This window comes from Enterobacter sp. CCUG 70166 (assembly GCF_020224095.1).
GTDB lineage: Bacteria > Pseudomonadota > Gammaproteobacteria > Enterobacterales > Enterobacteriaceae > Enterobacter > Enterobacter intestinihominis.
The window spans coordinates 88,341-105,581 of the sequence record NZ_NRIQ01000067.1 but is presented as its reverse complement, the minus strand read 5'-3'; the positions used below and the strand labels follow the sequence as shown (position 1 = coordinate 105,581).

The window sequence follows — 17,241 nt, the reverse complement described above, 5'->3', positions numbered from 1 at the left end:
CTGCTACCAACAGCGCGGCTTTCGCCTTTTCAGAGCAGACCTGGCTGCTGCTGCACACGCTTAACGCGCTTCTTTTCGAACTTGTCTGACGGAACCTGTTGTTTCTCCGCCCAGAGTTTTGCGTGTCGTAACACGTCATCGAAAATCCTCCCCTTACGACTGGCCTGTGACATACGCTTGTACATATCGACGGCCTGAAATGCCCCCCCCTGAGCCACCGCTACGGTGAATCCCTGTTTGATCAGTTCATCGCGTACATGCTTCTCGATAAATTCGATGTGGTTCATGGTCTTCTCCGGTTACATGACGCCGAGCATCGACGTGACCATCGTCATCAGCGGGCCTACTTGCTCCGGCATGAGGCGGAACAGCGACGCTATACCTTCGCTTACCTCTTTCAGCTTCTGATGCTCTGGAGCGTCCAGCAGCACGGCCTGTTTAGCTTCGGCACACTCTTTCATCGCAGAGGCGATCAGCGACATCGTGTCGTTCTGCGGCGCTAAGCGGTTGCGGTACTCCAGCGGCAGGACGGACATAATTGCCGGTGCCAGCTGGCGAATGTTGTTGGCGGCGTACTCTGTGTCGCCATCAATCCAGCGGAATACCTTCTGCATCTGGCGGTGTGAGTCAGTCGGGATATCCAGACCGGTTCCGCCGGACGCCCGCCACTCTTCCACAATCAGCGCTGCGACAAATTCACGGCTGCGGCAATCAGCTGCCCAGGCGCGAACAGCTGCGCGAATCCCATCGATGTTTAACGCCGCGGAATCAGGCTCCCGGCGATTCTGGTAAATCATCGCCGTTGGCGAAAATTTGTTACCTTGTTGATACGCAAGTGAATGCATTGCTTTCCCTTTCGTGGTTAGGGCCGCCAATTAGGCGGCGTTGTTGCTGATTGGTGGAAAAACGTCATCAACGCTTACTGAAGCGCCATGCTTATTCAGAGCTGCAACAATCGCCCGGCACTGCTCAAGGCTTAAGCTGCGTTTATTTTTTTCGTAATGGCAAACCGCACCTGTCGACAGGTTCAGCTCTTCGGCAATCTGTCGCTGAGTCAAACCGATGTTTCTGCGGATTTTTCGGATATTGTTCATGTCGGGTCTCCTTTAAACAACTTAAATATACGTTTTGTATTCTTTGTTCGCAAGTAAAATATACGAATTGTGGCTCGCGCAAATATATACAACTTGTATCATTCGGGTATGACTATGAAATGGTACGACTTAGCTAAGACCCTGATGAAAAGTCAGGGCATCAATCAGGAACAGCTGGCGGAGCACCTCGGTATTACTAAAGGTGCGGTAAGTCATTGGCTGAACGCTCGGCGTGAGCCAAGCCTTTCCGAGATCGCAAAAATATTGCAGTTCCTTGGCAAAAAGAACTTCTCCGTAGGAGCTGGCGGTATGATCATTGACGACACGCTTAAGGGTGATGTGGAGTACGCTGGCCCCTACAATCCTGGTAACAAGTATCCAGTAATCAGCAGTGTCCAGGCTGGTTCATGGTGCGAAGCGGTTGAGCCATACACCCTAAAAGATATAGATCTGTGGCTTGAGTCGAATGCTCACATTCAGGGTGACGCGTTCTGGTTGCTCGTTGATGGCGAGTCAATGACAGCCCCTACTGGCTTGAGCATACCTGAAGGAACCTATGTACTTTTCGACACCGGTAGAGATGCGGTAAATGGCAGTCTGGTAATAGCAAAGCTATCCGATTCGAACGAGGCAACATTTAAGAAGTTAGTGATCGACGGTGCACAGAAGTATCTGAAGGGCCTTAACCCGCAATGGCCACTCGTGCCGATTAATGGTAACTGTCGAATTATCGGTGTTGCTGTAGAGACGAAGATGCGGCTGGTGTGATAGGAAAGGTGTTCTGGTCGGCGCATAGTTGGTGATCGGTATTGTATCTGGCATCTAAAACGCCATTACGGCTCGAAAGCATCACTAGTGCCAGAACTACTAATCAGTGATAAAAACAAACTTTGACTGACATTTTTTATCAATATTTCAATCCCTAAGTGACGGAGCAAAAAGATGACAGCTGAAATTGCAGTATATAATCGTTCTGGCATAGCATTAGCCGCAGACTCCGCTGTAACTACTACAAATGGCTTCTCCGAGAAAATATATAATAACGCAGATAAACTATTTGAATTATCAAAGCATCATCCCGTCGCACTAATGATATATAATAATGCGGGTATATGCGGCGCCCCATGGGAATTGATGATTAAAGCTTACAGGAAAAGCCTTAATGACAAGTCTTTTGACTTTATTAGCGAGTATGCTGCCGATTTCTTTAGTTTCGTTCAGAGCAACCAGAATATTGTCACCTTTGATATGCAGGGGAAATATTTCTTTAGCTTGTTTTCAGATGCCATCCTACCCAAACTGTTAAAGGATGTGCAGGATGAGGACGTTGCTGGCTTCATTAAAATAAATAATGCCGCCCCATCTTTTGATGAATATCACAATTTCATCGAGCAACGGTGCCGAAGAAAATTTTCTGAGATAAACGAGAACCCATTTTTTGATTCATTTACGCAGGAAGATTTCGAATTAGCATTTAATGAGCTATCTCCAATAACATATCAATTATGCGCCTTAAGAATACAACCAAATATTGATACTCCTGAAACCCCATACCCTGAATCATTAAAAGAAGCGCTAGCATTGCTTCTTTCATCTTATATGTGTAAAGAAAATGATTTGCAGACTTATTCTGGGATTGTTTTTGCTGGCTATGGGGACGAGGAATTCTATCCTGCAATAGAGTCACATCATATCTACGGTGTTTATAATGGAAAAATTATGAAACCAAGCACCAAGGATAAAGACAACAGTGGCTCTTCAATTGGAATATTCCCTTTCGCACAAGAGGATGAGGTGCACACCTTTATGCAAGGCTGCAGCCAAGGAATTATAAAGTGTGTAGAAGATTCAGTATTTGGCTCTCTTCAGAAATTAAAAATGGAAGTGACTGGATTGATATCGGCACAGCATCCGTCAATCCCTAGATATGAGATTGAAGCAGCCTTCGATGCAACCATTGCAACGACTCAAGGTGATACTCTCGAAGCACTTCAAAACCATATGACGTTAAATCATGTGCAAAAAGTGCTTTCAGTGCTGGGTTCTCTAGCCAAGGTTGATTTAGGGTATATGGCTGAATCACTTGTAAACCTTACCGCCTTTAAGCGTAAAGTCTCAAATGATAGCGACAGTGTTGGCGGACCTATTGACGTTGCTGTATTATCTAAGGGTGATGGCTTCGTTTGGATGAAACGCAAGCATTATTTTGATAAAGAACTGAATTATCAATTTTTTAAGAGAAAATGATGGGGGGAAGCGTGAGCTTACAACAGGTAGTTGATAACGCCTACAAGGCACTTGCAGCAGCTAAGTTCCCGATTGGTAGTGGTAGCAGCTCTCAACAAGCTGCATTAGCTACCAAAAAGAAATAATCTAACCCGGCCACCGCGCCGGGTTTTTATTGCCCACCCATAAAGCCATCCCCCATTCTGCCGATAACTATCCAGCCTGAAGCTGATAACAATAACTATCGCAACACTACCTGCCCGCTCCGTGCGGGCTTTTTTATTGCCCTTTCCGCACTATCTCAGCCGCACCCCTGTTCACGCCCTTCCCTATCACGTTTCCTGTTTCCTTCCGGTACTGCTTCAGCTTGTCGATGATGTTTTGCTGGGTCATAGGTAAATCTGCCAGTGACAACTCCATGACCGCCCGCCCCATCGCCTGAATTTTCATGCTTATACGCTCTTCATCCAGAACCATGCACATCCCTCCTGCTGTTTTTTTTAAGCGTAGCACTGGTATTTAAAAAAATAAATCACCTTAGAATACAATTTGTTATCACAAAACCACCCACCAATTATACATTTCGTATTGCATGATAAGAATACGTTTTGTATATTCAATCCATCGAAACGAAACATCGACAGCTGAGCGAAGTTAGCCAGCGGCGAAGTGGAGATTCGGTCAGTCGAACGGCGCGACAGTAAACCATGCGTCGGACCATAGGCGGGCTCAGGAAGAGCGGCAATTATGGCAAAGCGAAAAAAGATTTATTCCAGTCCATTCGAAGCTGAGTGGGCTGTGCTGAATCACAAAGCATATCTCCCGCATCAGCGGGTAACGACAGAGGGTAAGGATATGGTAAGCACAACGGATAAATACGCTGCCGAGTGCAGTGAAGATTACAGGCAGTACCGCAAAAAATGCCGATCCTCAGTGCGTGGTGATGGGCTTCATGACCTTTGGGTAAAGCTGGCATGGATGAGCCGTCGGAACGCACGAGAATGGATTAACAGAGCCGCCTAACCAGCGGCTTTTTTCATACCTGGGGTCATTTACGAGTGGCTCAAGTTATGACAACCGGCGGCCATCCACCGCCCATAGAAACACTGAATAAATGCGTTGAAGTCTTGTATTAACCGTTCCGTTCGCCGCGATAAGGCTAAGAGGAAATCATGGTAAACCAGCAGCAGATCAGAGAGGCCCAACGACTCGCTTCGTTCGCGGTGCTCCATCGCAATGCTCCGGCGTGGGAAGAAGCAAAGCGTCTTTACGCCGTCGCCATCGGGAGGACTCTTCACTGATGGAAACTTTATTCGCGCTCGTCCTGACCGTGGCAATGACAAACGGTGATTATCAGGATGTCATTCTCGGCGTTTACGACAGCCAGCAGGAATGCAGCCAGGCAGCTACGGAGCAGAAAGTGTCAGCTGAGTGCTGGCCGGTAGAAAGCATCCTCCGAAACGGCGAGCTCCCGGCGAAATCCATCGCGCAGCACTAACCACCCTATTCAACCGATCGGCCTGGCTTTCTGCGGGCGGCATCTGCACATCCAAATTTCAGGAGTTCAGCCATGAACGCATACCTCACTTACGACCGAATCGAAGATCGGCGCTGGGTTGAGCAGCAGCTCACCGACGAGAAAGAGAAGTGGATCGACGACCGGGCACAGCAAATCATCGACATGATGCCAAAAGAGCCGTCCGGCCTCTTCCACTTCTCCGTACCGATTGACTCCAGCCCATACGAAGGACTTCGCAGCGATAAAGCTGGCGAGGCCTACAACGATTTCATTTCGGCAGTTGCTTATGCCCAGGCGGAATACGACTGGGAACACCGTACCGGCTGCCCGTTTTAATTTTTGAGGGAATTAACAATGAGCACTGCACTTTCCACCATGGCCGGGAAACTGGCCGCACGACTCGGCATGGATGCCGGCACAGACCTGATGAATACACTGAAGAATACAGCTTTCAAAGGTGGCAACGTCACGGACGAGCAGTTTACAGCCCTGCTGATCGTCGCCAACCAGTACGGCCTGAACCCATGGACCAAAGAGATTTACGCATTCCCAGATAAAGGCGGGATTGTCCCGGTCGTTGGTGTTGATGGATGGGCTCGCATTATCAATGAACATCCTCAGTTCGATGGCATGGAATTCTCTTACGACAAAGAGGAAGGCGCGTGCACCTGCAAGATTTATCGCAAAGACCGTAAGCACCCGACTATCGTCACCGAGTACATGGGAGAGTGTAAGCGCAACACTCAGCCATGGCAGTCCCACCCTACGCGCATGCTTCGCCACAAGACGCTTATCCAGTGCGCGCGCCTGGCCTTTGGTTTCGCTGGCATCTTCGACCAGGACGAGGCGGAGCGAGTTATTGAAGGAACAACGGCAGAGGTTCATGCGGGCCATGAATCAGATAGCCGTCGCCCGGATCTGATCGCAAAAGGTGAGTCCGCCGCGCGCCTTGGAACCGTCAAGTATCAGGAGTTTTGGGTAGCGCTGAGCGCTGAAGAGAAGCAGGTGATCGGCGCAGTTGAGAAGCGACGCATGTATGACATGAGTCTTGCTGTCGACAACGCCGAACCTGTCAATGTCGCAGAGAAGGAGGCTGAATGATGGAGCAACGCACCCCTGAATGGTTTGCTGCGCGCTGCGGCAAGGTCACAGCGAGTCGCCTGGCTGATGTCATGGCCCGGACTAAGTCGGGCTACTCCACCAGCCGCCAGAACTACATGGCCGAGCTGATTTGCCAACGGCTGACCGGGAAGCTGGAGGAAGGGTTTTCGAATGCCGCGATGATGCGCGGCACTGAACTTGAGCCAGTGGCGCGCGAAATGTACGCCCTGAATGAGTTCGATGCGGAAATCACTGAAGTTGGACTCATCGATCACCCATCCATACCCGGATTCGCAGCCAGCCCGGACGGACTTGTTAACGACGACGGGCTTATCGAAATCAAATGCCCCAATACCTGGACCCATCTTGAAACGCTGAAAACTGGCGAGCCAAAGCGCCAGTACATGCTGCAAATGCATGCGCAGATGATGTGCACCGGGCGGAAATGGTGTGATTTCGTTAGTTTCGATGATCGCCTGCCGCCCGACCTCGCCTATTTCAAGAAGCGCATTCATTTCGATGAAGGGCTGGCGCGCGAAATCGAGTCTGAGGTTAAGAGCTTTCTTGCAGATCTGGAATCGGAAATACTGAAAATCACAGAGCGTGCAGCATGAAGCGCACACCCTTCTACCGCAGGCCCGGGCGAACCGGGCAATTCTCCGGCCTCCGTGAACGCGTTATCTGGATGATTCAGACGCGCGGCCGCCCGGTAACGGGCAGCGAAATCGCCGAGAAGTTTGGCGTAACGCTCATCGAGTTTAACCGGGTTGCCAACGGCATTACCCGCGGCACCGGACAGATAGCGCAGATCGTTGAGTCGGAAAAGTGGATCAACGAGGACGGCATCTGCGACCGCACTTTCGACCTCGTCACGAAGCCGAAGGTTGTAACGCCGCAGGGCAAATCGCGGCTGTTCACCCGGCGTGCCAGAGAGCAATCGCAGGAAGGTAGACGGCAGGAATGCATTGAACGTGCCGCCCGCCGTCGCCGCCTAATTGCTCAGGGCCTCTACATCGACGAAATGGAGCCCATCCTATGACTCACGCTCACGACGACATCACGGTTGGCACGCTGTGCCTTCCCTTCATTGGTAACGGCTGGCTAATGCCATGGGGCGAAGTGGTCAGCAATCCATTAAAGGCGCAGCGGCTCGCTGAGGAATATCGGGAAAGGCAGGAGGCGGCATGACAGCGAAATACTCACTTCTGTATGTCGATCCACCATGGTCTTACGGAAACACCATCAGTAACGGGGCCGCTGCCGACCACTACTCCACCATGAAGCTCATCGACATCAAGCGCCTGCCAGTGTGGGAACTTGCCGCCGAAAACTCGGTGCTGGCGATGTGGTACACCGGCACGCATAACCAGGAGGCTATCGAACTGGCCGAGGCCTGGGGATTTACAGTTCGCACGATGAAGGGCTTTACCTGGGTGAAGCTGAATCAGAACGCCGAGTTGCGCATCAACAAGGCGCTGGCCGAGGGTGGAGTCACCGACTTTTACGACTTCCTCTATCTGCTTAACGCCGAGACGCGCATGAACGGCGGCAATCACACCCGGGCCAATACAGAAGACCTGTTGATTGCCACCCGCGGCGCCGGGCTGGAACGAAAGCACGCAGGGATTAAGCAGGTGGTATACAGCCCGCTCGGCGCGCACAGCGAAAAGCCGTGGGAAGTTCGGCACCGGCTTGAGCTGCTTTACGGCGATGTGCCGCGCATTGAGCTGTTTAGCCGCAGCGCGGCACCGGGCTGGGATCATTGGGGAAATCAGTGCGCCACCGCCGCGGTTGAATTGCTACCCGGCTGCGCCATCGATGTTGTGAAAACGGGGGCAGCATGACGCCAGAAAATGACAACGCCATACGCGCCGCCTGCCGCCGCCGCACCGAGGAAATCCAGCAGGCCATGCGCAAGAAGCCAAAGCCAAACTGGAACGAAACGGTGCCTCCCATCATCAACAAGCACCACAAGAAAATTGAAGCTCTGGGAGTTAGCCTCCTGGAGTTCGTCGTCAAAACTGGCCGCCTTAACGGGCGGTTTGGAGCCGAACAATGAATATGAAAACTGAAAAAATCGTGATGATGGACAGCGCTGAAGCGGCCAGCATCCAGACTGTAACTGGCTGGGTAGACCGACAAGGCCGTTTCTGGGGTGGTGACGAGCACCAGGCGCGTTGGTGCGGTGCCACTCATCGCAAGTGCAAAAACAAACCTGAAGAGCACCCTATTCATAGCACTCATGGCTATTGCGAAGAATGCCACCGCGAAAGCCGACAGGCGAAGTTCTCTACCTTTGAGCGCGCGGTATGGGCCGGAGAGCCGCTCGTTATCTTTGACAGTGACCAGTACTTTTTCGACGCTGAATCGCTGGCTGACTATTGTTGTGAGCACTCCCTACTGCCGAGTGAGTTGCAGTTAATGATCTGCGAGCCTAACTACCCGCCGGAGTTCGACCTGGAACAGCACTGCGAAGAGATAATACCTGATGGTGATGACTATTACTGCTTGCCACAAGCTGTGCGTGATGCTGCTGAGGCGCTGAATAAAGCACTGAAAGAAAGTGCTCCAGTATCGTGGAGCGCCAGCAACCGTGTGGCGATCGTCTCTGACGACATGCTCAACGACGAGCAGAGGGCCGAAATAATGGCGGAGCGCGCCGCATGAAGGCACTAATAACCAGGTCGCTAAAGCGGCCTTTTTTATTGCTGGCTTTCACCTTCAACCGTATTAACCGACAGTTCCGGGAGCATTGAATATGATTACTCAGGCAAGACTTAAGGAGTGCTTAGATTATGACCCGCTTACTGGATCGTTTACTTGGATAAAATCCACCGCTTATTGCATAAAGCCGGGAATGCCAGCTGGCAGCCTGACCTGCAATGGTTACATCGGGATTAAGCTCGACGGGAAGAATTACTTGGCGCACAGATTGGCCTGGCTTTACATGTTTGGCGAATTCCCTCCTGGTCACCTTGACCATATCAACTGCGTTCGTACCGACAATCGTATCGCAAATCTACGCCCAGCGACTCACACCCAAAACATGCATAACCAAAGGCTGCGCAAGACCAACAAAAGCGGTCACAAAGGTGTCAGTTGGTGCAATAAAACTAAGAAATGGCACTCCCAGTGCATGTTTGAGAGAAAGAAATATCACTTGGGTAAATTTGAAAATATTGAAGATGCAATTCAAGCCGTTGAGTCATTTAGAAATGCACGACATGGCGAATTCGCTAATCACGGCCAAACCGCGAGTAAGGAGTGACCATGGACATCATCGACACCGCAGCAGAGATTGAAGAGCTTCAGCGTAACGCTGCCCTTTCCGTTCACCGCATAGACCGCAGCGCCGTGTCGGCTGAGCGTTGTGAAGAATGACGAAGACGACTGACGCAACTGATAGCCAGTTATGAGCTATGAGCTGGCTATTGGGTGCGAAAGCCCACCTCGTAAATACCTTGATGTTATTACCGCCTACGGGCGGCTTCTTTTTGCCTGGAGAAAACCATGAGCGACATTATTCAGTTGGTACCGAATAAATGGGTCACAGAGGAACTTTTAACTGCGACAACCGGCATGTCAAAGCACATGATTCAGCATGCTCGCCGGTCTACCTGGATGGAGGGAAAGCATTATCGCTATGTTGCCCCTGATATGGCACCTAAGCAAAACAGCCCAATCATGTATAACCGCGATGAGATAAACCACTGGATCGAGCACCAAAGCCCAGCGAAACGCCGGAGAATATCTGCTTAAATGTCCTTTGGCACATCAAACGAGGAATGATTATGGCAGCATACCCAACAGGCGTAGAGGTTCATGGCGAATCGTTACGCATATGGTTCATATATCAGGGGAAGCGTGTCAGGGAAAATCTCGGCGTTCCTGACACGCCAAAAAACAGGAAAATGGCAGGCGAACTTCGGGCTTCAGTCTGCTTTGCGATAAAGACAGGCACATTCAATTATGCCTCGCAATTCCCTGATTCATCGAACGCAGAGAAATTCAGCACTGTCAGAAAGCAAATCTCACTACTTGAACTGAAATCGAAATGGCTTGGGCTTAAGGAGATGGAGCTTAGCCTCGGGACGTTGAGGCGTTACGATTGCCACCTCACAACCACTATCGAAACAATTGGTGAGCACAGGTATATCGGCAGCCTGAACACTGAAGATATCCTTAGTGCCAGGAAGGAGCTACTGAACGGCTGGCAGAAGACCAGACATGGCCTAAATCATCCACCCAAAAAGGGAAGAAGCGTTCCTACAGTCAATAGCTATATGGCATGCCTTGGCGGGATGCTGGGCTTTGCTTTCAAAAGTGGCTACCTGAAAACCGATCTGATGGCAGGTATTACCCCTCTCGCAAAAGAAAGACCCATTCCAGATCCTCTTACTTCTGTCGAGTATCAGAGAGTGGTTGCGGCCTGCCCAACGCTGCAGTTTCAGAATATGGTTATCTTTGCGGTAAATACAGGCGTCAGGCATGGCGAACTAAGCGCGTTATCCTGGGAGGATGTGGATACTGTCAACTGGACTGTTACAGTGTCACGGAACTATTCCCTGAAGGGAAACTTCACCCTGCCAAAAACCAACGCCGGGATTCGAACAATACAGCTGACCCAGCCAGCAATTGATGCACTCAAGGCGCAAATGCCACTGACCAGAATGATGGCATCCCACAAGGTAAGCGTCAGCCTACGGGAATACAAGAAAAAGAGAACTGACGAATGCACCTTTATATTCTCCCCGTCCATTACTTCAATGAACGGCAAGAAGACAATGTGCTACGTTCCCGGGTCTATTAATTCGGCCTGGCGCACTGCCCTGCGTCGTGCAGGCGTCCGGCAAAGACGATCTTATGAAACCAGAAACACATATGCTTGCTGGGCACTGGTAGCTGGAGCGAATCCAAACTTCGTTGCGCACCAGATGGGCCATTCGTCAGCGCAAATGCTCTTCACGGTTTACGGTAAATGGATGACCGAGAATAACCATGACCAGGTGGGCATTTTGAACGCGTCTTTTACTCAAAATGCCCCACTGATGCCCCATAGAAAAACCGCATAACCTCAAGTATCTGATTTTAAATATCAATATCACTTCAATCATGATTCATCTGGATGAGCAAGGTCGGCTCTTTTGCCTTTAGCTTCCTGCCGGTAATGTTCTGTATCGCCATTCCTCTGGGTCTGGCGCGGGAAAACAAAGGCGTGGCGGCGTTTGCAGGCTTCGTTGGCTATGCGGTCATGAACCTTGCGGTTAACTTCTGGCTGACCGCCAAAGGGATCCTGCCCACGACCGACGCGGCGGTACTGAAAGCCAATAACATTCAGAGCGTGATTGGAATTCAGTCCATCGATACCGGGATCCTTGGAGCCGTGATCGCGGGAGTGATCATCTGGATGCTGCACGAGCGCTTTCATAACATCCGCCTGCCCGATGCGCTGGCCTTCTTCGGCGGCACCCGCTTTGTGCCAATCATTACGCTGGTTGTGATGGGTCTGTTTGGTCTGATCATCCCTCTGATTTGGCCGGTTTTTGCCATGGGGATCACCGGTATTGGCCGCATTATCAACGGCGCGGGTGATTTCGGCCCGATGATTTTCGGTACGGGTGAACGTCTGCTGCTGCCATTTGGTTTACAGCACATCCTGGTTGCCCTGATCCGTTTTACTGAAGCAGGCGGTACTATGGACGTTTGCGGTCATTCCGTTAGCGGCGCGCTGACCATCTTCCAGGCCCAGCTGAGCTGCCCGACCACGCACGGCTTCTCTGAAAGTGCGACGCGTTTCCTCTCTCAGGGGAAAATGCCTGCCTTCCTCGGCGGCCTGCCGGGCGCTGCGCTGGCGATGTACCACTGCGCCCGCCCGGAAAATCGTCATAAAATTAAAGGCCTGCTGATCTCCGGCGTTATTGCCTGCGTGGTGGGCGGTACGACAGAACCTATCGAGTTCCTGTTCCTGTTCGTGGCACCGGTGCTGTACCTCATCCACGCCGTACTGACAGGCCTGGGCTTTACCGTGATGGCTGTGCTCGGTGTGACCATCGGTAACACCGACGGTAACGTGATTGACTTCGTGGTATTCGGTATCCTGCACGGCCTGTCCACCAAGTGGTATCTGGTGCCGGTTGTGGCCGCCATCTGGTTCGCGGTTTACTACGGGATCTTCCGCTTCGCCATCACCCGCTTTAACCTGAAAACGCCTGGCCGCGATACCGATACGGCCACCAGCGTTGAACAGGCAGTGGCCGGTACCGTTGGGAAATCCGGATATAACACGCCGGCTATTCTGGCGGCGCTGGGCGGTGCGGATAACATTACCTCTCTGGATAACTGCATCACCCGCCTGCGTTTGTCGGTGGCGGACATGTCCAAAGTGGATACCAACGCACTTAAAGCTAACCGGGCTATCGGCGTGGTACAGTTAAATCAACACAATTTGCAGGTCGTCATTGGCCCGCAGGTACAGTCAGTGAAGGATGAGCTGGCAACCCTGATGCGAACCGTCGAAGCCTGATGCCTCGCCCCCCTCGTCATGAGGGGGTTTTACTTTACGGAGCACCGTCATGTTTGATTTTTCTACTGTCGTGGATCGACACGGCACCTGGTGTACCCAGTGGGATTATGTCGCTGACCGTTTTGGGGCTGCCGACCTGCTGCCCTTCACCATCTCTGATATGGATTTCGCCACCGCTCCCTGTATTACCGATGCGCTGCACCAGCGCATCAACCACGGCGTGTTTGGCTACAGCCGCTGGAAAAATGACGAATTTCTGGCTGCCGTGGCGCACTGGTTCCGGCAACGCTTTAACAGTCAGATTGATACCGAAACCGTAGTGTATGGGCCGTCGGTCATTTATATGGTCTCGGAGCTGATCCGCATATGGTCCGCGCCTGGCGACGGCGTGGTGGTTCATACTCCGGCTTACGATGCCTTTTATAAAGCCATTGAAGGCAACCAGCGTACCGTTGTTTCCGTGCCGATGCAGAAAACGGCGCGTGGCTGGGACGGCAATATGGCCGCGCTGGAAGCGGCGCTGGCAAAACCGGAAAACACGGTTCTGCTGCTGTGTAGCCCGCAAAATCCGACCGGCAAAGTCTGGACGCGGGAAGAGCTGGCCACTATTGCAACGCTTTGCAGCCGTCATGATGTGGCGGTAATCAGCGACGAAATTCATATGGACATGGTATGGGGCACGCATCGCCATACCCCGTGGAATGAGGTTGCACGCGGTAAATGGGCGCTGCTGACCTCCGGTTCCAAAAGCTTCAATATTCCGGCACTGACAGGTGCCTGGGGGCTTATCGCCGATGACGACAGCCGTAACGCCTATCTGAATGCATTAAAAGGGCGGGACGGACTCTCTTCCCCTTCCGTGCTGGCGCTGACCGCGCACATTGCTGCTTACCGGCAGGGCGAACCCTGGCTGGACGCGCTGCGGACCTATCTCGAAGAAAACCTGCGCTACATTGCTGACGAACTGAATGCTGCATTTCCGACACTCAACTGGCAACCGCCAGAGGCCACCTATCTGGCCTGGATTGATCTCAGCCCACTCGGTATTGATGACAATACGCTGCAAAACGTGCTGATTGAACAACAAAAAGTGGCCATCATGCCGGGATATACTTATGGGGATGAAGGAAAAGGCTATGTGCGACTGAACGCTGGCTGTCCGCGTAGTAAGCTTGAACAGGGCGTTCAGCGCCTTATTGCTGGCATCAACACTCTGCTGTAAATAATTTGCGCAACGGAATATTCCCTTGCGCAAATAGCTTTTTCCCCCGTTTTGTTTTTATAATATGGCGCACTTTAACCAGCAAAGAGTGCGACCATGATTGATACACGCCTGCCTTTAACTGATATTCACCGCCACCTCGACGGGAACATTCGTGCCCAAACTATTCTCGATCTTGGTCGCCAGTTCAATTTAACGCTTCCTGCCGAAACGCTTGAAACCCTGATCCCCCATGTCCAGGTGACGTCGAACGAGCCGGATCTGGTAAGTTTTCTGAGCAAGCTTGACTGGGGTGTGAAGATGCTGGCCTCGCTCGATGCCTGTCGCCGTGTCGCCTTTGAAAACATCGAAGATGCCGCTCGCAACGGCCTGCACTATGTCGAACTGCGTTTCTCTCCGGGCTATATGGCGATGACCCACAGTCTCCCCGTAGCGGGCGTGGTTGAAGCGGTCATTGAAGGCGTGCGTGAAGGCTGCAAAACCTTTGACGTTCAGGCGCGTTTGATCGGCATTATGAGCCGTACCTTCGGTGAAGCGGCCTGTCTTCAGGAGCTGGAAGCGTTACTGGCGCATCGCGACCAGATCACCGCCATCGACCTGGCCGGTGATGAGTTGGGCTTCCCGGGCAGCCTGTTCCTGTCTCATTTCAACCGCGCACGTGATGCAGGATGGCATATTACCGTTCATGCTGGCGAAGCCGCGGGGCCGGAAAGCATCTGGCAGGCCATTCGTGAACTGGGTGCGGAACGTATTGGTCACGGTGTGAAAGCCATTGAAGATCGCGCGCTGATGGATTTCCTCGCTGAACAACGTATTGGAATCGAATCCTGCCTGACCTCCAATATTCAGACCAGTACAGTGGCGTCGCTGGCGCAACACCCGCTGAAAACCTTCCTTGAACACGGGGTGCTGGCTTCACTGAACACGGACGATCCGGCGGTTCAGGGCGTGGATATTATTCACGAATACAACATCGCCGCGCCGCAGGCCGGGCTGAGCCGCGAGCAGATCCGTCAGGCGCAAATCAACGGGCTGGAGATCGCCTTCCTGACGCCTGAAGAGAAACAGGCGCTGCGCGATAAAGTTGCTCAGTAGTCCTCTTTTCTGCCGGGTGGCGCTGCGCTTACCCGGCCTACGAAAGCGTTTGGAACTTATGCCAGACAGAGCGTTGCGCGATGTTTGGCAGATTCGATCCCCAGCTCGATGAGCTCCATAATCTGGATTGCCTGGCTCGCCGGAACCGGATTTTCACCTGAACCGTTCAGCGCGTCACGAATTGCGGCGTAATACGCCGGATAGTTCCCAGGCTGGGTCAACACCGTCTCTTCAACCAGTACCTCACCCTCCGCACGCGTCACCACCCCGTCCCGCATGTCGTAGCCCCAATCCTCCTGCGGTAAGCGTTCGCCATTTTTGAGGCGCTCTTCCTGCGGATCCAGGCCGAACTTCACATAGCTGCCGCGCGCCCCGTGAAGGATATAACGGGCCGATTCCGCCGCCGCAAGCATTGTCCCGTGCAGCACAATGCGCCGCTGCGGATAACTCAAAACGGCGTGGAAATAGTCGGTGGTCTGCGCCCCCGGCCTGAGCTGAGCTAAATCGACCGTCATGCTTACGGGCAGACCAAACAGATGAACGGCCTGATCGAGAAGATGCGGCGCTAAGTCATACCAGATGCCGCTGCCCGGTCCCGCCTGCTCGCGCCAGCGATCTCGCACTTGCGGACGATAACGATCGAAGTGAGACTCAAAAAAAGCAATTTCGCCGAGCGTGCCTTCGTTTATCAGCGCTTTGATCGTCAGGAAATCACTATCCCAGCGCCGGTTGTGAAAGACCGACAATAACCGACCCAGGCTTCGCGCCAGCGCATCCAGCTCGCGCGCCTGTGACAACGTCACGGTAAAAGGCTTATCGACAACGACATGTTTGCCAGCCTCCAGCGCCGCTTTCGCCAGGGGGAAATGGGTGTCGTTAGGGGTGGGAATGACAATAAGGTCAATATTAGGATCGTTAAACAGATGCTTAGGCTCCGTTACCACCGGCACGGCTGGCCAGTCGGCATGGACTTTGGTTTCATCGCTGCTTGTGATAGCCGCCAGTTCCATTCCCGGCGTGCCGGCAACCAGCGGCGCATGAAAGGTTTTGCTTGCGTACCCGTAGCCAATAAGACCGACGCGGATGTTTTCACTCATCGTATGCCCCCTCGCTGTGCGCTTATTTATCACTGGCCTTGTGCTTAACGCACAGATTAATAATGTGCCCTGTGAGTTAAAATAGCATCTCGCGACAGCTTTTTTTGTTACCTCGCATTAAAGTGTGTATATGGGGCCCGGGAATCGTTCCCAAAGCGCTTGCTCTGTCGAAAAGGCCGCTGTAACATTTGTAATCTGTATTTATGGATAAATTACAAACACAAATTATGTCATCAATAATTAATCGAATCATTGAATTAGCGGGATGGATTGTCCTTGGCGTTTCAGTCGTGTTGCTCGGCATTGCCAGCCATATCGATAACTACCAGCCGCCGGAGCCTGTTACTGTTGCTCAACAAAAGTAAGCCGCATCGTCATAAAGCGTGACACATTACGTCATGGAACGTATTGCCAGCCGTAATGAACGGGGTTACCCTTCTCTTCCAGGCATCTGCTGATGCCTGAATCTTCGCAAAGAAAACTCCTAATTTCGTCGCGTTACCCGAGTGGACAGTTTACGTCTTTATTAATCCGTTTATTATTCGAACGCATTACCTTTATGGGTATTACCCTTTTATATGGAAACTTATTAATATGACAGTTCAGGACTATTTATTAAAATTTCGCAAGATCAATTCCCTCGAAAGCCTGGAAAAACTGTTTGACCATCTGAACTACACGCTGTCGGATAATCAGGACATCATCAATATGTACCGCGCGGCTGACCATCGTCGCGCCGAACTCGTCTCTGGCGGTCGTCTGTTCAACGTGGGGGAAGTACCTAAATCTGTCTGGCGTTACGTTGTATAAGAAAGTAGCCTTCGGCGTGAAATGTTATATACTCTCCGCCCTGCAAATTTCTGTATAACATTTCGCGCAGACTATGGGAGAGCGTATGACCGCATTGCCTGGAGAGAGAATTGGGGGCTGGTTAATCGCCCCGCTGGCATGGCTGCTGGTGGCTTTATTAAGCGCTTCGCTGGCGCTGTTGCTTTACACCACTGCACTGGTTACTCCTCATGCTATCCAGACACTGATGTCTCAGAGCGCGCTCAATATTGCGACGTGGTTTGTGTCGTTCGTTTTCGCAATCGCGATGTGGTACTACACGCTTTGGCTGACCATCGCCTTCTTCAAACGCCGCAAAAGCGTGCCGAAACATTACATTATCTGGCTGCTGGTCTCCGTGCTGCTTGCCGTCAAAGCGTTCGCTTTTTCGCCAGTTTCTGACACACTGGCGGTTCGCCAGCTACTCTTTCCGTTGCTTGCAACGGCGCTTCTGGTGCCCTATTTCAAGCGGTCGACGCGTGTTAAGAAAACCTTCGTTAACCCGTAATAACCTTACAGTTAACCTGTTGTGGCCT

At 52.0% G+C, this 17,241-nt stretch carries 24 protein-coding genes and 2 pseudogenes; 21 read left to right on the top strand and 5 right to left on the bottom strand.

The window, feature by feature from the left end:
• Window positions 1–29 precede the first annotated feature (29 nt).
• From CKK19_RS23935 to CKK19_RS23925, 3 genes are read right to left on the bottom strand one after another with little or no spacing between them, the layout of a single operon-like run.
• On the bottom strand, window positions 30–287 hold the full coding sequence (locus CKK19_RS23935) for a hypothetical protein (protein WP_023303587.1): 258 nt from the start codon (window positions 285–287) through the stop codon (window positions 30–32).
• Between the two features lie 12 nt (window positions 288–299).
• Window positions 300–845 carry a toxin YdaT family protein gene (locus CKK19_RS23930; RefSeq protein WP_063867006.1) on the bottom strand — a complete coding sequence of 182 codons (546 nt, stop codon included), beginning with the start codon at window positions 843–845 and terminating at the stop codon, window positions 300–302.
• Window positions 846–875: 30 nt separating this feature from the next.
• Window positions 876–1,094: a helix-turn-helix transcriptional regulator gene (locus CKK19_RS23925; RefSeq protein ID WP_022650973.1), complete on the bottom strand. Its 219-nt coding sequence runs from the start codon at window positions 1,092–1,094 to the stop codon at window positions 876–878.
• A 108-nt stretch (window positions 1,095–1,202) separates the two neighbouring features.
• On the opposite strand from CKK19_RS23925, the gene CKK19_RS23920 reads away from it, so the two are divergent.
• Both CKK19_RS23920 and CKK19_RS23915 read left to right on the top strand, forming a co-directional pair.
• On the top strand, window positions 1,203–1,862 hold the full coding sequence (locus CKK19_RS23920; RefSeq protein WP_225455241.1) for a LexA family protein: 660 nt from the start codon (window positions 1,203–1,205) through the stop codon (window positions 1,860–1,862).
• A 174-nt stretch (window positions 1,863–2,036) separates the two neighbouring features.
• On the top strand, window positions 2,037–3,341 hold the full coding sequence (locus CKK19_RS23915) for a hypothetical protein (protein ID WP_059291141.1): 1,305 nt from the start codon (window positions 2,037–2,039) through the stop codon (window positions 3,339–3,341).
• Window positions 3,342–3,599: 258 nt separating this feature from the next.
• Here CKK19_RS23915 and CKK19_RS23910 read toward each other — a convergent pair whose 3' ends face one another.
• Window positions 3,600–3,797 carry a hypothetical protein gene (locus tag CKK19_RS23910; RefSeq protein ID WP_063867007.1) on the bottom strand — a complete coding sequence of 66 codons (198 nt, stop codon included), beginning with the start codon at window positions 3,795–3,797 and terminating at the stop codon, window positions 3,600–3,602.
• Between the two features lie 823 nt (window positions 3,798–4,620).
• Here CKK19_RS23910 and CKK19_RS23905 point away from each other — a divergent pair.
• From CKK19_RS23905 to add, 16 genes and pseudogenes are all read left to right on the top strand, one after another.
• The gene (locus tag CKK19_RS23905; RefSeq protein ID WP_047731065.1) at window positions 4,621–4,818 is read left to right on the top strand and encodes a DUF1482 family protein; all 198 of its coding nucleotides are present in this window, start codon (window positions 4,621–4,623) and stop codon (window positions 4,816–4,818) included.
• 72 nt (window positions 4,819–4,890) lie between these two features.
• Window positions 4,891–5,175: a host nuclease inhibitor GamL gene (gamL, locus tag CKK19_RS23900; protein WP_022651075.1), complete on the top strand. Its 285-nt coding sequence runs from the start codon at window positions 4,891–4,893 to the stop codon at window positions 5,173–5,175.
• Window positions 5,176–5,193: 18 nt separating this feature from the next.
• Window positions 5,194–5,940, top strand: coding sequence for a phage recombination protein Bet (bet, locus tag CKK19_RS23895; protein WP_063259392.1), 747 nt, complete (start codon window positions 5,194–5,196; stop codon window positions 5,938–5,940).
• A complete protein-coding gene (locus CKK19_RS23890; RefSeq protein ID WP_225455240.1) occupies window positions 5,937–6,554 on the top strand; it encodes a lambda exonuclease family protein in 618 nt (205 codons plus the stop codon). The genes bet and CKK19_RS23890 overlap by 4 nt, the downstream gene beginning before the upstream one ends.
• On the top strand, window positions 6,551–6,979 hold the full coding sequence (locus CKK19_RS23885; RefSeq protein WP_225455239.1) for a regulator: 429 nt from the start codon (window positions 6,551–6,553) through the stop codon (window positions 6,977–6,979). Before CKK19_RS23890 ends, CKK19_RS23885 begins: the two co-directional genes overlap by 4 nt.
• Window positions 6,976–7,128, top strand: coding sequence for a DUF1317 family protein (locus CKK19_RS23880; protein WP_045348785.1), 153 nt, complete (start codon window positions 6,976–6,978; stop codon window positions 7,126–7,128). The genes CKK19_RS23885 and CKK19_RS23880 overlap by 4 nt, the downstream gene beginning before the upstream one ends.
• On the top strand, window positions 7,125–7,784 hold the full coding sequence (locus tag CKK19_RS23875; protein ID WP_225455238.1) for an MT-A70 family methyltransferase: 660 nt from the start codon (window positions 7,125–7,127) through the stop codon (window positions 7,782–7,784). Before CKK19_RS23880 ends, CKK19_RS23875 begins: the two co-directional genes overlap by 4 nt.
• A complete protein-coding gene (locus CKK19_RS23870; protein WP_225455237.1) occupies window positions 7,781–7,999 on the top strand; it encodes a hypothetical protein in 219 nt (72 codons plus the stop codon). Before CKK19_RS23875 ends, CKK19_RS23870 begins: the two co-directional genes overlap by 4 nt.
• Complete coding sequence (locus CKK19_RS23865) at window positions 7,996–8,607, top strand: hypothetical protein (protein ID WP_225455236.1); 612 nt, start codon at window positions 7,996–7,998, stop codon at window positions 8,605–8,607. Before CKK19_RS23870 ends, CKK19_RS23865 begins: the two co-directional genes overlap by 4 nt.
• Window positions 8,608–8,698: 91 nt before the next feature.
• Window positions 8,699–9,208 carry an HNH endonuclease gene (locus CKK19_RS23860; protein WP_225455235.1) on the top strand — a complete coding sequence of 170 codons (510 nt, stop codon included), beginning with the start codon at window positions 8,699–8,701 and terminating at the stop codon, window positions 9,206–9,208.
• A gap of 2 nt (window positions 9,209–9,210) precedes the next feature.
• Window positions 9,211–9,318: pseudogene (locus CKK19_RS23855) on the top strand (TraR/DksA family transcriptional regulator); the annotation flags it as partial.
• Window positions 9,319–9,450: 132 nt separating this feature from the next.
• A complete protein-coding gene (gene xisR, locus CKK19_RS23850; RefSeq protein ID WP_225455234.1) occupies window positions 9,451–9,699 on the top strand; it encodes an excisionase family protein in 249 nt (82 codons plus the stop codon).
• 32 nt (window positions 9,700–9,731) lie between these two features.
• The gene (locus tag CKK19_RS23845; protein WP_063853895.1) at window positions 9,732–11,012 is read left to right on the top strand and encodes a site-specific integrase; all 1,281 of its coding nucleotides are present in this window, start codon (window positions 9,732–9,734) and stop codon (window positions 11,010–11,012) included.
• 44 nt (window positions 11,013–11,056) lie between these two features.
• A pseudogene (gene malX / locus CKK19_RS23840) lies at window positions 11,057–12,463 on the top strand (maltose/glucose-specific PTS transporter subunit IIBC); the annotation flags it as partial.
• Between the two features lie 49 nt (window positions 12,464–12,512).
• Window positions 12,513–13,685, top strand: a complete 1,173-nt coding sequence (locus CKK19_RS23835) for a MalY/PatB family protein (protein WP_032624356.1) — start codon at window positions 12,513–12,515, stop codon at window positions 13,683–13,685.
• 96 nt (window positions 13,686–13,781) lie between these two features.
• Window positions 13,782–14,780 carry an adenosine deaminase gene (add, locus tag CKK19_RS23830; protein ID WP_022647922.1) on the top strand — a complete coding sequence of 333 codons (999 nt, stop codon included), beginning with the start codon at window positions 13,782–13,784 and terminating at the stop codon, window positions 14,778–14,780.
• A gap of 56 nt (window positions 14,781–14,836) precedes the next feature.
• Here add and CKK19_RS23825 read toward each other — a convergent pair whose 3' ends face one another.
• Window positions 14,837–15,877 carry an oxidoreductase gene (locus CKK19_RS23825; RefSeq protein WP_023306015.1) on the bottom strand — a complete coding sequence of 347 codons (1,041 nt, stop codon included), beginning with the start codon at window positions 15,875–15,877 and terminating at the stop codon, window positions 14,837–14,839.
• 239 nt (window positions 15,878–16,116) lie between these two features.
• On the opposite strand from CKK19_RS23825, the gene blr reads away from it, so the two are divergent.
• The 3 genes from blr (at window position 16,117) to CKK19_RS23810 (ending at window position 17,213) form a co-directional block, all read left to right on the top strand.
• Window positions 16,117–16,242 (top strand): division septum protein Blr, encoded by a 126-nt coding sequence (gene blr / locus CKK19_RS23820; protein ID WP_151884424.1) that lies wholly within the window; start codon window positions 16,117–16,119, stop codon window positions 16,240–16,242.
• 229 nt (window positions 16,243–16,471) lie between these two features.
• On the top strand, window positions 16,472–16,687 hold the full coding sequence (ydgT, locus tag CKK19_RS23815; RefSeq protein ID WP_000217941.1) for a transcription modulator YdgT: 216 nt from the start codon (window positions 16,472–16,474) through the stop codon (window positions 16,685–16,687).
• A gap of 85 nt (window positions 16,688–16,772) precedes the next feature.
• On the top strand, window positions 16,773–17,213 hold the full coding sequence (locus CKK19_RS23810; protein ID WP_063853896.1) for a DUF2569 domain-containing protein: 441 nt from the start codon (window positions 16,773–16,775) through the stop codon (window positions 17,211–17,213).
• The last annotated feature ends 28 nt before the right edge of the window (window positions 17,214–17,241 follow it).